This is a genomic window from Bradyrhizobium sp. CCBAU 65884 (assembly GCF_028128835.1).
GTDB classification, from domain to species: domain Bacteria; phylum Pseudomonadota; class Alphaproteobacteria; order Rhizobiales; family Xanthobacteraceae; genus Bradyrhizobium; species Bradyrhizobium ottawaense.
Window position 1 is genome coordinate 239732 of sequence record NZ_LBJU01000127.1, and the last position, 14787, is coordinate 254518.

15 protein-coding genes are annotated in these 14787 nt (G+C 65.3%); 14 read left to right on the top strand and 1 reads right to left on the bottom strand.

Annotated elements, in window-relative coordinates; translation table 11 throughout:
• The first annotated feature begins 19 nt into the window (after positions 1–19).
• The 10 genes from XI03_RS29200 (at position 20) to trmB (ending at position 9686) form a co-directional block, all read left to right on the top strand.
• Positions 20–475 carry a Fur family transcriptional regulator gene (locus XI03_RS29200; protein WP_018319430.1) on the top strand — a complete coding sequence of 152 codons (456 nt, stop codon included), beginning with the start codon at positions 20–22 and terminating at the stop codon, positions 473–475.
• 4 nt (positions 476–479) lie between these two features.
• Entirely contained in the window at positions 480–1160 is a 681-nt protein-coding gene (locus XI03_RS29205) for an HAD family hydrolase (protein ID WP_095425328.1), read from the top strand.
• A gap of 183 nt (positions 1161–1343) precedes the next feature.
• Positions 1344–2738, top strand: coding sequence for a tRNA (N6-isopentenyl adenosine(37)-C2)-methylthiotransferase MiaB (gene miaB, locus XI03_RS29210; RefSeq protein ID WP_271594065.1), 1395 nt, complete (start codon positions 1344–1346; stop codon positions 2736–2738).
• Positions 2739–2802: 64 nt separating this feature from the next.
• Positions 2803–3801, top strand: a complete 999-nt coding sequence (locus XI03_RS29215; RefSeq protein WP_028139517.1) for a PhoH family protein — start codon at positions 2803–2805, stop codon at positions 3799–3801.
• A gap of 60 nt (positions 3802–3861) precedes the next feature.
• Entirely contained in the window at positions 3862–4371 is a 510-nt protein-coding gene (ybeY, locus tag XI03_RS29220; RefSeq protein WP_028139516.1) for an rRNA maturation RNase YbeY, read from the top strand.
• Between the two features lies 1 nt (position 4372).
• A complete protein-coding gene (locus tag XI03_RS29225) occupies positions 4373–5491 on the top strand; it encodes a hemolysin family protein (protein ID WP_028139515.1) in 1119 nt (372 codons plus the stop codon).
• Positions 5488–7101 carry an apolipoprotein N-acyltransferase gene (gene lnt, locus XI03_RS29230; RefSeq protein WP_271594066.1) on the top strand — a complete coding sequence of 538 codons (1614 nt, stop codon included), beginning with the start codon at positions 5488–5490 and terminating at the stop codon, positions 7099–7101. Before XI03_RS29225 ends, lnt begins: the two co-directional genes overlap by 4 nt.
• A gap of 221 nt (positions 7102–7322) precedes the next feature.
• Positions 7323–7736, top strand: coding sequence for a helix-turn-helix domain-containing protein (locus XI03_RS29235; RefSeq protein WP_028139513.1), 414 nt, complete (start codon positions 7323–7325; stop codon positions 7734–7736).
• Positions 7737–7821: 85 nt separating this feature from the next.
• Positions 7822–8979, top strand: a complete 1158-nt coding sequence (locus XI03_RS29240; RefSeq protein ID WP_271594067.1) for a M20 family metallopeptidase — start codon at positions 7822–7824, stop codon at positions 8977–8979.
• A complete protein-coding gene (trmB, locus tag XI03_RS29245) occupies positions 8976–9686 on the top strand; it encodes a tRNA (guanosine(46)-N7)-methyltransferase TrmB (RefSeq protein WP_271594068.1) in 711 nt (236 codons plus the stop codon). The genes XI03_RS29240 and trmB overlap by 4 nt, the downstream gene beginning before the upstream one ends.
• Here trmB and XI03_RS29250 read toward each other — a convergent pair.
• Positions 9683–10765, bottom strand: a complete 1083-nt coding sequence (locus tag XI03_RS29250; protein WP_271594069.1) for a DUF2336 domain-containing protein — start codon at positions 10763–10765, stop codon at positions 9683–9685. The genes trmB and XI03_RS29250 overlap by 4 nt on opposite strands.
• A gap of 362 nt (positions 10766–11127) precedes the next feature.
• Between XI03_RS29250 and rimP the strand changes: the two genes are divergently transcribed.
• The 4 genes from rimP to XI03_RS29270 all read left to right on the top strand — a co-directional run.
• Positions 11128–11886: a ribosome maturation factor RimP gene (gene rimP, locus XI03_RS29255; protein WP_038949442.1), complete on the top strand. Its 759-nt coding sequence runs from the start codon at positions 11128–11130 to the stop codon at positions 11884–11886.
• 2 nt (positions 11887–11888) lie between these two features.
• The gene (gene nusA / locus XI03_RS29260; protein WP_018319418.1) at positions 11889–13499 is read left to right on the top strand and encodes a transcription termination factor NusA; all 1611 of its coding nucleotides are present in this window, start codon (positions 11889–11891) and stop codon (positions 13497–13499) included.
• A gap of 23 nt (positions 13500–13522) precedes the next feature.
• Positions 13523–14206: an RNA-binding protein gene (locus XI03_RS29265; RefSeq protein WP_038949443.1), complete on the top strand. Its 684-nt coding sequence runs from the start codon at positions 13523–13525 to the stop codon at positions 14204–14206.
• 69 nt (positions 14207–14275) lie between these two features.
• Positions 14276–14787 (top strand): translation initiation factor IF-2 associated domain-containing protein (locus XI03_RS29270; RefSeq protein ID WP_271594070.1); only part of this gene is annotated, 512 nt, incomplete at its 3' end.

Sequence of the window (14787 nt, forward strand, 5' to 3'; positions counted from 1 at the left end):
CCCGCCAGGCAGACAAACTATGACCGCACTGAAACCTTCTTCCGCATCCAAGGCGTCCGGCATCGAAGCGCGCTGTGCCGCCACCGGCATGCGCATGACCGAGCAGCGCCGTGTCATCGCCCGCGTGCTCGCGGAGGCGATCGATCATCCCGATGTCGAGGAACTGTACCGGCGCTGCGTTGCCGTCGACGACAAGATCTCGATCTCGACCGTGTATCGCACCGTCAAGCTGTTCGAGGATGCCGGCATCATCGAGCGCCATGATTTCCGCGAGGGCCGCGCGCGCTACGAGCAGATGCGTGACAGCCATCACGATCACCTCATCAATCTGCGCGACGGCAAGGTGATCGAGTTCACCTCCGAGGAGATCGAGAAGCTGCAGGCGGAGATCGCCCGCAAGCTCGGCTATCGGCTGGTCGACCACCGGCTCGAGCTCTATTGCGTCCCGCTCGACGACGACAAGCCGACGTCTTGATTTAGTGCCGATAGACCTCATCATCTTCGACTGCGACGGTGTGCTCGTGGACAGCGAGGTGATCTCCTGTCGCGCGCATGCGGATGTGCTGACGAGGCACGGCTATCCGATCACCTCGGAGCAGGTGCTGGTCCGCTTCCTCGGCGTGTCCGAGAAAGACGCGCGGCGGATGGTCGAACAGGAAATCGGCCGCAGCCTCCCGGGTGATCTGGAGCAGCAGATCAGTGCGGCCACGCTGCAATTCTACGCCAGCGATCTGCAGCCGATCACCCATGTGGCTGCGGCGATCGGCGCAATCGATCTGCCCAAATGCGTCGCATCGAGCGGCACGCCGGAGAAGATCACTCACGGCCTGACCTGTGCCGGCCTCTACGACCTGCTCGCTCCGCACATCTTCTCAGCGAGCCAGGTCGCACGCGGCAAGCCCGCGCCCGATCTGTTTCTGTTCGCGGCCAAGCAGATGAAAGTCCCGCCGGAACGCTGCCTCGTGATCGAGGACAGCGTCCCCGGGGTAACAGGCGCGTCCGCAGCCGGGATGACCGTGCTGGGCTTTCACGGCGGCAGCCACTGCCCGCCGGGTCACGCCGAAAGGCTGCGCGCCGCCGGCGCCGGATCGACATTCGATGATATGCGGCAATTGCCGGAGCTGGTCCGACGGATCGAACCGGCCCGCCCCGTGAGGTAGCCTTTGACCGTCATTCCGGGGCACGTGCAGAGCGCGTGAAGCCGGAATCTCGTCCAAAACCTCCGGATTTCGGGGCACGACTGCATCGCCCCCCGGAATGACGGCCCAAGAGGCTCCATTCGCTGGATTTTCGTCCCTCCAACCTATATCTGAGGGCCGTTCTCCACCACAACTCCGGGTTCCATGACGCCGCCGCGCAAGCTGCACATCAAATCATATGGCTGCCAGATGAACGTCTACGATGCGCAGCGCATGGTGGACACGTTGGCTCCGGAAGGATTCGTGGAGACGGCCAGCGCTGATGACGCCGACCTCGTCATCCTCAACACCTGCCACATCCGCGAGAAGGCCTCCGAAAAGGTCTATTCCGAGCTGGGCCGATTGCGCGTCGCCAAGGACGAGGCCGCGCGCGCGGGCCGCGCGATGCAAATCGCGGTCGCGGGCTGCGTTGCGCAGGCCGAGGGCGAGGAGATCGTGCGCCGAGCGCCTGTCGTGGACGTCGTGGTGGGACCGCAGAGCTATCATCACCTGCCGGAGTTGCTGAAGCGCGCCGGCAATGAAGGCCGCGCGATCGAGACCGAGTTTCCCGCCCAGGACAAGTTCGGCTTCCTGGCTCAGCCCAAGCCCGACGCGATCCGCGCGCGCGGCATTTCCGCTTTCGTCACGGTGCAGGAAGGCTGCGACAAGTTCTGCACCTTCTGCGTCGTACCCTATACGCGCGGTTCGGAAGTCTCGCGCCCTGTCGCCAAGATCGTCGACGACGTGAAGCGGCTTGCCGACAACGGTGTGCGCGAGCTGACGCTGATCGGACAGAACGTCAACGCCTATCATGGCGACGGACCGGACGGAAAAACCTGGCCGCTCGGCAGGCTGCTCGAGCATCTGGCGACAATTCCCGGCATCGCGCGGCTGCGCTATTCGACCAGCCACCCGCGCGACGTCGACGACAGCCTCATTGCAGCCCATCGCGATCTCGGTGCCCTGATGCCGTTCGTGCACCTGCCGGTGCAGTCGGGCTCGGACCGCATTCTGGCCGCCATGAACCGGAAACATACCGCCGATGATTACCGGCGGGTCATCGACCGTTTCCGGGCCGCGCGCCAAGACATTGCTTTTTCATCAGATTTTATCGTGGGCTTCCCCGGCGAGGGCGAGCAAGATTTTCTCGCCACCCTCGCGCTTGTCACGCAAATCGGCTACGCTGCGGCTTATTCGTTCAAATACTCCGCCCGGCCGGGAACGCCGGCCGCGGACATGCAGGAGACGGTGTCCCCCGCCGAGATGGACCAGCGATTGGAGCGGCTCCAGGAACTGATCGACAGCCAGCAATCGGCCTTCAACAAGGCTGCGATTGGCTCAACGGTCGACGTGCTGTTCGAGCGTCCGGCCCGCAGGGACGGCCAGATCGTCGGCCGCACCGCATTCCTGCAGCCCGCCCACGTGATGGCCTCGCCCGACATCATCGGACAAATCCTGCCTGTCAGGATCGACAGCCTCGAACGCTACAGCTTTCTCGGTGAGCTCGTGACGCCGCGTGAGGCGCGCGAGCCCGCTTTATCGCCAGCCATCGGAGCCTGAACCCTTGCCAAAAAGCGCATCGGATTCGTCTTCTCTCGCTCCCAGCCGCAAATTTGACCGCGACATGCAAGTTCCGCCCGAGACCCAGGTCGTCATCGACTTCGACGACAACCGCGCCGCTTCCGCGCTGGTCGGCCCCTACGGCCAGCATCTGGCGCAGATCGAGCGGCGGCTCGGCGTCGTCGTCGATTCCAAGGGCAACCACATCACGATCGGCGGCACGCGCGACGGCTGCGACGCCGCACGCCGCGTGCTGGAGATGCTCTACGCGCAGGCCGTGAAGGGGCAGGATCTCGACCAGGGCGAGGTTGAGGGCGCGATTCGCGCGGTCATCGCCCAGGGCTCACTGTTCGAGTTCGACGCCAAATCGGCCAAATCGGCCACCTTCGACAGCATCAATCTGCGCAAGCGTCCGGTGCGCGCACGCACCGCCGCGCAGGACTCCTATATCCGCGCGCTGAAGCGCCACGAGCTGGTGTTCGGCATCGGCCCGGCCGGCACCGGCAAGACCTGGCTCGCGGTCGCGCATGCCGCGCAACTGTTCGAGCGCAAGGAGGTCGACAAGATCATCCTGTCGCGTCCGGCGGTGGAAGCCGGCGAGCGGCTCGGCTTCCTGCCCGGCGATCTCCGCGAGAAGGTCGATCCTTATCTTCGCCCGATCTACGACGCCCTCTACGATCTCATGGATGCGCGCATCGTCGAGCGCGCGCTCCAGACCGGCGAGATCGAGATCGCGCCGCTCGCCTTCATGCGCGGCCGCACCCTCACCAACGCCGCCATCATCCTGGACGAGGCGCAGAACACCACGTCGATGCAGATGAAGATGTTTTTGACGCGCCTCGGCGAGAACAGCCGCATGATCGTGACCGGCGATCCCTCGCAGATCGACCTGCCGAACGGCCAGACCTCGGGCCTGGCCGAAGCGACCCGCCTCCTGGGCGGCGTCGAGGGCATCGCCCAGGTTCATTTCAAAGCCGAGGACGTGATCCGCCACGAACTCGTGGCGCGGATCGTCGCCGCCTACGAAGGCTCGCCGCAGCGGCCGGCCGCCGGCAAATCCTGACGAGGCAACAGCCGGACCCAGAGGGCGCGGACACGGCGCCCTTTCGTCCCAGACAACACAATGTCCCATCCCAACCTTCCCATGACCGAGGTCCTCGTCGTCGCCGATTGCTGGCAGCGCGAGCCCGATTCCGAAGCCGTGATCCAGCGCGCGGTTGCGGCCGCCGCTGAGAGTGTCGACGAAGACGTCGCCGAGGCGGAAGTGGCGGTGATGCTGACCGATGATGCCGGCATCCGCACCCTCAACAGCAACTGGCGCGGCATCGACAAGCCGACCAACGTGCTGTCGTTTCCCGCGCTCCAGCCGGAGGGCGAATGGAAGCCGGGCGATGCGCCGCGCATGCTCGGCGATATCGCGATCGCCTACGAGACCATGCGGCGCGAGGCGGACGAGGAACACAAGCCGTTCGACCACCATTTGAGCCATCTCGCCGTGCACGGCTTCCTGCACCTGATCGGCTACGACCACGAGAACGACGGCGACGCCGAGGAGATGGAGGCCCTGGAGACGCAGATCCTGGCTCACCTTGGAATTCCCGATCCCTATGCAGACCGCGCAGGGACGCACTGAGATGCCGGACTCCGACCCGATTCAAGACAACCCGCGCCACACGGCCAATCTGCCGGCCGTGGTGACTCAGGGCGAGGTGATGCGCCCGACCGCCGATGGCTGGCTCTTGCGCGCCATCCGCACGCTGTTCGGCTGGAAGGCGGGATCGGTGCGCGACGACCTCCAGGTCGTGCTCGACGCGACGACGCCCGACGACACCGGCTTCTCGGCGGTCGAGCGCACCATGCTGCGCAACATCCTCGGTCTGCACGAGCGCCGCATCGCCGACGTCATGGTCCATCGCGCCGACGTCATCGCGGTGAAGCGCGACATCCCGCTCGGCGAGTTGATGGACCGCTTCGAGAGCGCCGGCCATTCGCGCCTCGTGGTCTACAACGAGACGCTCGATGATCCCGTCGGCATCGTCCATATCCGCGACCTGCTCGCGTTCATGACCGCGCGTGCGCGCGTGTCGGAAGCCACCAAGACCAAGCGCAAGAAGCCGCTGCCAGCCGGGCTCGACCTCCGCGCCGTCGATCTGGCGCTGCCGCTCGAGGAAGCGCGCATCATCCGCAAGCTGCTCTATGTGCCGCCGTCGATGCGGGCGATCGACCTGCTCGCGCAGATGCAGGCCACGCGCATTCACCTCGCGCTGGTGGTCGACGAATATGGCGGCAGCGACGGGCTGGTTTCGCTCGAGGACATCGTCGAGCAGATCGTCGGCGAGATCGACGACGAGCACGACAGCGACGAGCCGCCCTCGATCGTGCGCCTGCCCGACAATGCCTTCATCGCCGACGCCCGCGCCAGCCTCGACGACGTCCGCTCGGTGATCGGTGAGGATTTCGTCACCGGCGAGGCCGGTGAGGAAGTGGAGACGCTCGGCGGCTATCTCGTCAGCTTCGTCGGGCGCCTGCCGGTGCGCGGCGAGGTGATCTCGGGTCCCGGCAATTACGAGATCGAGGTGCTTGATGCCGATCCGCGCCGCGTCAAGCGGCTGCGCATCTCGACGCGGAAGGAGCGTCCCGCGCCGCGCACTCAGCGCGAGAGCCGGCGCCGCGAGGCTACGCCGGACAGCGGTCAATCGCCGGCCAACGACACGCCCACCCCGCCGCCAAGCGACGGGACCGGCCAACAGTGAGTCCGTTCCAGCGACTTCGACAGATTGCGCTTGCCATCATCCTCGCCTGGGGATGGAAGCGCGCCGTCATCGCCATGGGGTGCGGAGCGCTGTCCGTGCTGGCGCTGGCGCCGTTCAACCTCTTCCCGGTGCTGTTCATCACCTTCCCGGTACTGGTCTGGCTGATCGACGGCGCCGGCGCCGGACGCTACGGCGGCGTCCCCGCCGCGGCGCTGACCGGCTACTGGTTCGGGCTCGGCTATTTCGTCCCCGGCCTCTACTGGATCGGCTACGCCTTCTTCGTCGAGGCCGATGTATTCGCCTGGCTGACGCCGTTCGCCGTGCTCGGCCTGCCTGCTTATCTGTCCATCTTCACGGCCATCGGCTTTGCGCTGGCACGCCTGCTCTGGACCAAGAACGCCACGCGCGTGCTTGCGCTTGCGGCAAGCATCACAATCAGCGAATGGCTGCGCGGTCACCTGCTGACCGGCTTTCCCTGGAACGCGTTCGGCTATGCCCTGTCCGAGCCGCTGCCGCTGGCGCAGACGGCGTCGCTGGTCGGCCTGTGGGGCATGACGTTCCTGACGGTTGCGATCTTCGCGAGCCCCGCGACGCTGATCGACCGCACGCCCGATCGCCGCCTGGCGTGGCGCGTGCCGGCGGCCGCAATTGCGCTCCTGGTTGTCATGAGCATCTTCGGTGCGATCCGCCTGTCGCTGCATCCAACCACGATGGTCTCAGGCGCCAAGCTGCGCCTGATGCAACCGAACCTGCAGCAGGACGCCAAATTCAATTACGCCGCCAAGTCGGAGGTGATGAAAAAATATTTGGCGCTGTCGGACCGCGCCTCCGGCCCGCAATCGACCGGCGTGCGCGATGCCACCATCCTGATCTGGCCGGAATCGGCCTTTCCGTTCTTCCTGACCCGCGAAGCCGATGCGATGGCGCAGATCGCCGATCTACTGCCCAAGGGCACGGTGCTGATCACGGGTTCGGTCCGCGCGCCCGACCTGCCGCGGGGCACGCCGATCACGCGTGCCTATAATTCGATCTACGTCATCGATCACGACGGCAGCGTGCTCGCAGTGTACGACAAGTTGCATTTGGTGCCGTTCGGAGAATTTCTTCCCTACCAGGCACTGATGGAGAAGCTCGGTTTCGAGCAACTGACGCGTGTGCGCGGCGGCTTCATTCCCGGCACGGTGCGGCATGCGCTGCAGGTGCCCGGCGCGCCGCCCGCGCTACCGCTGATCTGTTACGAGGCAATTTTTCCCGGCGAGGTGGCTGGACGCAACGAACGTCCGGGCTGGATCGTGAACCTCACCAATGACGGTTGGTTCGGCATTTCGACCGGCCCCTATCAGCATCTCGAGCAGTCGCGCATGCGCGCGATCGAGCTCGGATTGCCGCTGGTCCGCTCCGCCAATACCGGTATCTCCGCGGTGATCGATCCGGTGGGCCGCACCGCCGCCAGCCTCGGTCTCGGCATCGAAGGCATTTTGGATGCAAGCCTGCCTGCCGCGATATCACCGACGGTCTATGCGCGGGTGGGCGATGTGCCGGCTGCCATGCTCGTCGCGCTGGCCGTGATTCTGGCGGTCCGCCGACGTGTCACCAAGCGGAAGGCCTGATCGCACCGTCGCCGCGGAGGCGGCCGGAAGCTTTTGACAACCGTAGTCCCACGGTTGACAGACTGCACATGGGCTCCCCATTCTGCACCGGCTGCAAAAGACAGTGGGCATTGCTAAATTTCTCCGCAATGTTTCCCAATAAGAGGGTCTGATTTGACGATGCTTGCACCTGAGGCACTCCAGTTGATTGCGCTGAAGGTGGTGTTTGGAGGGCTGAGGAAATGTCGAAAGCGCCCAACCCTGTTGACAAATATGTCGGCAGTCGCGTGCGTATGCGCCGCATCATGTTGGGCATGAGCCAGGAAAAGCTCGGTGAAGCTTTGGGCCTGACTTTCCAGCAGATCCAGAAATACGAGAAGGGTACGAACCGGGTCGGCGCGAGCCGTATCCAGCAGATCGCCGAAATCCTCCAGGTGCCGGTGTCGTTCCTGTTCGAGGGCGGCCCGAGCGGCGTGCCGGGTCCGGACGGCTTCGCAGAAGGCGCCTCGCCTTCCTATGTGTCGGACTTTCTCGCGACGTCGGAAGGACTTGCCCTGACCAAGGCGTTCACGCGAATCACCGATTCGAAGATGCGCCGCTCGATCGTCGATCTCGTCGAGCAGATTGCGGCTCGCGAAGGTCCCGACAAGCGCTGATCGCCATCAGAATGGCGATTTGAGACCGCGTCAAATCTGGCCTATGTCGTCATCTGTGGCCGCGCTTTGATGCGCGTCCGCTTCGATGATGCGATTCAAAGGCACAGATGCGTCCATGGCCAGCTCCAATTGGTTCGATACCCAAACTATTCTCGATGGCATCCGCCGCTGGGTGGAGGTCGAGACGCCGACGGAAGCGCCCGAACAAGTCAACAGGCTGATCTCAATGGTCGCGGAGCAATACCGCGATCTGCCTGTCACGCTCGAACGCGTCGCCGGCGTCGATGGCTGCGGCGATCATCTCATGGCGCGCTCGAATTGGGGGCAGGACCGGCCGGGCATCCTGGTGCTGAGCCACCTCGACACCGTCCATCCCATGGGATTCATCGAGCGCCTGCCGTTCAAGGTCGAAGGCGACGTCGCGTACGGTCCCGGCATCTACGACATGAAGGGCGGCGCCTACATCGCCCATCACGCGTTTCGCGCACTGTGTGCCACAGTCGATCGCTCGCCGCTCGGCATCACGCATTTGTTCACCTCCGACGAGGAGATCGGCAGTCCCACCTCGCGCGCACTCATCGAGACGGAAGGGCGCAAGGCCAAATACGTGCTGGTGACGGAGCCGGCGCGCGATGGCGGCAAGATCGTCACCGGTCGCAAGGGCGTCGGACGCTTCAAGGTATTCATCAAGGGCGTGCCCGCGCATGCCGGCTCGCGGCCGGAAGACGGCCGCAGCGCCGTGCGCGAGCTCGGTAACGTCATCCTCGCTCTGGAAGGGATGAACGACCTGACACGCGGCGTCAGCGTCAATGTCGGCGTGGTGCGTGGCGGCACGCGCCCCAACGTCACGCCGGAAGAGGCCTATGCCGAAGTCGATCTGCGCGTGCTGAGCCTCAAGGACGCAGAGGAGTTCGTCGGCGAGATCCTTGGGCTGACGTCGAAGACCGACGGCGTCACCGTCACGGTCACCGGCGAGCTCAATCGTCCGCCCTACGAGAAGAGCAACGCGGGCGCCTCGCTGTACGAACACGCGAAGACGCTCGCCGGCGAGATCGGCTTCGAGCTGGTGGACACCCACACCGGCGGCGGCTCGGACGGCAATTTCACCGCGGCCCACACCGCGACGCTTGACGGACTCGGCGTCGACGGCAAGGGCGCGCACACTCATTATGAGCAGCTCTATGTCTCCTCGCTCGCGCCGCGCGCGCGGCTGCTCCATCGCCTGTACCAGACGCTGCGATGAGCGAGCGCAAATCAGACCCCGATCGCGATGACAGCGAGCGCGCGTTCTTCGGGCGCCGCAAGGGTCACAAGCTCAGGCAGCACCAGGCCGAGCTGATTGGTCAACTGCTGCCGCATCTGGCGCTCGACATCGACGGTGAGACGCCGGCGGATGCAAGCGAGATCTTCGATCCCGCCGCCGACGATGTGCGGCTCGAGATCGGCTTCGGCGGCGGCGAGCATCTGACGGCCGAGGCACAAAGCTTCGCCACGACAGGCTTCATCGGCTGCGAGCCCTACGTCAACGGCATGGCCAAGATCCTCGCGCAGATCGAGGCCGCCAACATCGGCAACATCCGCCTGTTTGCAGGCGATGCCGCCGAGCTGCTGGCCTGGCTGCCCAAGGCATCGCTGTCGCGGATCGACCTGATCCATCCCGATCCCTGGCCGAAGCGGCGGCACTGGAAACGGCGCTTCGTCCAGGACAGGACCATCGCCGCGATGGCGCGCGTGCTGAAGCCGAACGGCGAATTCCGCTTCGTCTGCGACATCGACGATTACTGCGCCTGGACGCTGTCGCATCTTGCGCGTTCGCAGGATTTCGTCTGGCTTGCCGAACGCGCCGACGACTTCAGACAGCCGTGGGCGGGCTACACCATGACGCGCTACGGCCGAAAGGCCGCGCGCGAAGGACGGAAGGCGGCGTATTTGCGATTCAGACGACTCTAGATCGTCTGCCGGTTGCGCCAGAAATTGACGACGCGCTCGGCGGTCGTCGGCATCAGGCGCGTGAAGTTGACGCGCGCAGCCTCGATATCGGCATCGGCCGGCGTGCGGTGCGGACCGTACCAGAGCAGGATAAGCGCGCGCACCGTGGGCCAGCCGAGATTCAGCACGCGGCCGAGAATGAGGATCGGGTCGTAGCGGTCGCCTGCGATCAGGCGGTCGAGGACCGAGAGGCGGACGCCGGACATCGCCGAAAGCGAGGCGATCGATTCCTCGTATTTGTTCGCCTTGGCGAAGCCGAGCAGCGCGCTCTCGCCGAGATGGCCCTCGCGATGCAACGCCAGCACAGTGCGCTGGGCCGCGGAGAAATCGCGCCGTGGTCCCGGCGGCAGCGCGGCCTCCTCGATGGCCACCATCGCGCGCTTGATCTCGACCTGGCGCGCGGGATTGACCACGCTGGAGAGCCGGCGGCGGATGACGTCGAGCGTGCCGTCGAGAAGCTGTTTCAGGTTCTCGCCCGAGAGATCACGGCGCTGGCCGATCTTGAGCGTCAGCACGCCGTCCTGCGCCGCACGCTTGATCAGCTCGGAATAGCTGCCGGGCGAGAACACCGCACCGGCATTGCCCGCGGCGCGGCGCACCACGTCGCGGTCGCCGCGCTCCACCAGCACGTCGGTGATGACGGGAGACAAAGCGGGGCGCTCCGTCATCGCCAGCAAATGCCCCTGGCCCTTCAGCCGCGCGATCTCGACCAGCGCGGCGTCATCGAGCACGGGCGAGCGGCGCAGCACGGGGCCGGCCACCATGATCTCGTTCTCGCGCGCGAGTTGATTGACCAGATGCGGCGGCGCGTTGTTCAGGTGCGAGAAGCGCTCGGCGAGATCGACGCGCGAGGCAAGTTCCGCATGCGGGACGAGATCGATCAGGAGGTTGTCGAAGAGATCGATGAGCTCGGGCCGAAGATTGGCGGAATCCTGGAAGAACAGCTCGGAGATGGCGCGCGCGATTTCGCCGCGTCGCCGCGGATCGCCGCGTTTGACGATATCGTCCAGTCCGGGAATGAGCGACGTGGCAACGGTCATGAAAACGCAACTCGTAGGGGGCACGCCGCGGGCGCGCCCTTGGTCCAAGCCGCCCCACAATCAGGGAATTTAGCCCCCCGAGGTGAAGGAAGCGTTAGGCCCGGGGCGCCGCGAATCGGGCGCAAAAAGCCTCGTCTGGCCCGCGATGGGCCTTGTCCGGGAGGACAGAAAGCGCTATATCAGCGCCAATTCATCTTCTCATACGATCCGCGTAGTGAGAGTGGGCCCGAAAGGACCCGCTCTTTTTTATTACCCGAACGCGGCTTGGCGGAAGATGCGGCCCGACGCGCTGTCGGGAAGTTCCGAAGCGGGCTTTGAAAATCGTAACCAAGCCTTAACCATCGAGCGCCTTGACCCCTGATATGACCGAACCGAACACTGGTTCCACGGATGCCGAGTTGCTGGCCGAGCCGAGGCTCGTGGTCGAGCCGGGCGTGGCGGCACGTGTGTCCGCGGTCGCAGCGCCGGTGCTCGAGGGCATGGGCTATCGTCTGGTGCGGATCCGCATTTCCGGGGAAGCCGGCTGCACCGTGCAGATCATGGCCGAGCGGCCGGACGGCTCGATGCAGCTCGAGGATTGCGAGGCGATCTCGCGGGCGCTGTCGCCCGTGCTCGATGTCGCCGATCCCATCGATCGCGCCTACCGGCTGGAAATTTCCTCGCCGGGCATCGACCGGCCGCTGGTCCGCCGTTCCGATTTCGAGCGCTATTCCGGCCATCTGGTGAAGATCGAGATGGCGGTTGCCCATGAGGGGCGCAAGCGGTTCCGCGGCATGATCGGCGCCGTCGAGGGCGACCGCGTGCACCTGCGTCGCGACGACGCCAAGGCGAGCGATAATCCCGACGTTCTCCTGACGATGGAAGATATTGGTGAAGCTCGGCTGGTGCTGACCGACGATCTGATCGCGGAATCGATGCGCCGCGGCAAGGCCGAGGAGCGCCAGATGCGCCGGAACCTCGGCATCGAGCCGCCGGCGGCACCGCACGCGGAGATCAGCGCGAAGATCACCAAGAACACCAAGCCGCAAAAAAAGAAGCCGGCCCCGACCAATACGAAGAAGCATCGCCTGGCCGCCGAACGCGCGCGACGGGGCGAGATCGAGCCTGACGAAGGAGACTAGCCATGGCAGTCAGCGCCAATCGACTTGAGTTGCTCCAGATCGCCGATGCCGTTGCGCGCGAGAAATCGATCGACCGCGGCATCGTCATCGCGGCGATGGAGGACGCCATCGCCAAGGCGGCGCGGGCACGTTACGGCAGCGAGACTGACGTTCACGCCGAGATCGACCCGAAGAAGGGCGAGCTGCGGCTGTCGCGCCACATGCTGGTCGTCGAGAAGGTCGAAAACCATTCCAACCAGATCTCGCTGGTGGACGCGCAGCGCGCCAATCCCGGCGCCCAGGTCGGCGACACCATCGCCGACACCCTGCCGCCGCTGGAATATGGCCGCATCGCCGCGCAATCGGCCAAACAGGTCATCGTGCAGAAGGTGCGCGAGGCCGAGCGCGACCGGCAATATCAGGAGTTCAAGGATCGCATCGGCGACATCGTCAACGGCGTCGTCAAGCGCGTCGAATATGGCAGCGTGATCGTCGATCTCGGCCGCGGCGAAGCCATCATCCGCCGTGACGAGATGCTGCCGCGCGAAGTTTTCCGCAACGGCGACCGCGTCCGCGCCTACATCTTCGACGTCCGCCGCGAGACCCGCGGTCCGCAGATCTTCCTCTCCCGCACCCATCCGCAGTTCATGGCGAAGCTGTTCGCGCAGGAAGTGCCGGAGATTTATGACGGCATCGTCGAGATCAAGGCGGTTGCCCGCGATCCGGGCTCGCGCGCGAAAATCGGCGTGATTTCCCGCGATTCCTCGGTCGATCCTGTCGGCGCCTGCGTCGGTATGCGCGGCTCGCGCGTGCAGGCCGTGGTGAACGAATTGCAGGGCGAGAAGATCGACATCATTCCGTGGTCGCCCGACATCGCGACCTTCGTGGTCAACGCGCTGGCGCCGGCCGAAGTGTCCAAGGTCGTCATCGACGAAGACCGCGAGCGCATCGAGGTCGTCGTGCCCGACACCAACAACCAGCTTTCGCTGGCGATCGGCCGCCGCGGCCAGAACGTGCGTCTGGCCTCGCAGCTCACCGGTTGGGACATCGACATCCTGACCGAGCAGGAGGAATCGGAGCGCCGCCAGGCCGACTTCGAGAACTCCACCCGCGTCTTCATGGAATCGCTCAACGTCGACGAAGTGGTCGGCCAGCTGCTGGCGTCCGAAGGCTTCACCTCGGTCGAAGAACTCGCCATGGTGGACCTCAAGGAACTCGCAGGCATCGAGGGCTTCGACGAGGAGACCGCGCAGGAGCTCCAGAGCCGTGCCCGCGAATATCTCGAGCAGCAGGAAGCTGAGATCGAGGCCAGGCGCAAGGAGCTCGGTGTCGAGGACGCCGTCAAGGACGTCCCCGGCGTCACCTCCAAGATGCTGGTGAAGTTCGGCGAGAACGACATCAAGACGGTCGACGACCTCGCCGGCTGCGCCACCGACGATCTGGTCGGCTGGACCGAACGCAAGGAAGGCGGCGAGCAGACCAAGTTCCCCGGCGCGCTCGACGGTATCGACATCTCCCGTGACGATGCCGAGGCGATGATCATGCAGGCCCGCGTCAAGGCCGGCTGGATCACCGAGGCCGATCTGGCCAAGCCCGCTGAGGAGGCTGAGGCCACCGAAGATCAGCCGGCTTAAAGGCAAAGGAGAATGTCGCCCGGATGCTCACCGATACTGACCCCGAACTCGACCATGGACCGCGGACCGAAAGGTCCGCGACCATGCGGATGTGCGCGGTCAGTCGGCAGGTCCGGCCGATCGACGAGCTGATCCGCTTCGTCATTTCGCCGCAAGGCGACGTAGTTCCAGATCTCAAGCGCAAGCTGCCCGGACGCGGCATGTGGCTCACCGCCTCACGCGGGGTGGTTGCGGAAGCCGTCCGGCGTCACCAATTTAGCAAGGCCTTCAAGCGCGAGCTGCGCATCCCTCAGACGCTTCCTGCCGATATTGAGGCGCTCCTGGTTCGGAGCGTGACGGAAGCCCTTGGGATCGCCGCCAAAGCGGGCCAGGTCGTGGCCGGCTTCGGCAAGGTCGAAAGCGCCCTTCGGGAAGGCACGGCCGGGGTCCTGATCCACGCCAGCGACGGGGCCGCGGACGGAATCCGCAAATTGGACATGCTGGCGCGTCAAAATGCCGGAAATCGCGGCGCCAAGCCGCAGATTCCCGTCGTCACCGCGCTGAAATCGTTAGAATTGGATTTGGCACTGACCCGGTCAAATGTGATACATGCTGCCCTGCTCGCGGGCCCGGCGAGCAGGTCATTCCTGTCACGTAGCCAGATGCTGGTCCGATACCGGATGGCGGACGCTGACAAGACTGCCGAAAAGCCCGGCCAGGATTTCTGAGAGATACGACGACCCGATAGGACGGTGCGGCAACGCACAACACTGATAAATCAGGATTAGGACTGCTGAATGGTTGATACCAAGACCCCTGACGACAAGAAGCTGAGCGTTCCGAGCAAGACGCTATCGCTCAAGCCGCGCGTCGAAACGGGCACTGTCCGCCAGAGCTTCAGCCATGGCCGCAGCAAGCAGGTCGTGGTCGAGAAGCGCGGCAAGCGCCGCATCGACGGCAGTGCCGAACCGCAGGCCCCCACGGTCGTCGCGAAGCCGGCGCCGGCCGCGCCAACTCCGACGCCCGCTCCGTCGCGCCCCGCGCCGCCGCGTAACGCCGGATCCGGCGTGGTGCTGCGCACGCTGACCGAGGACGAACGTTCCGCCCGCGCCAGCGCGCTGGCCGATGCCAAGGTGCGCGAAGTCGAAGAGCGCCGCCAGGCCGAGGAAGAGGCCCAGCGCCGCGCTGTTCGCGAAGCCGCGGAACGCGTCGAGCGCGAAGCTGCCGAATCCCGCCGCAAGGCCGAGGAAGAGCGTCACCGTCACGAGGACGAAGCCAAGCGCAAGGCAGAGACCGAGGCCAAGAAGCG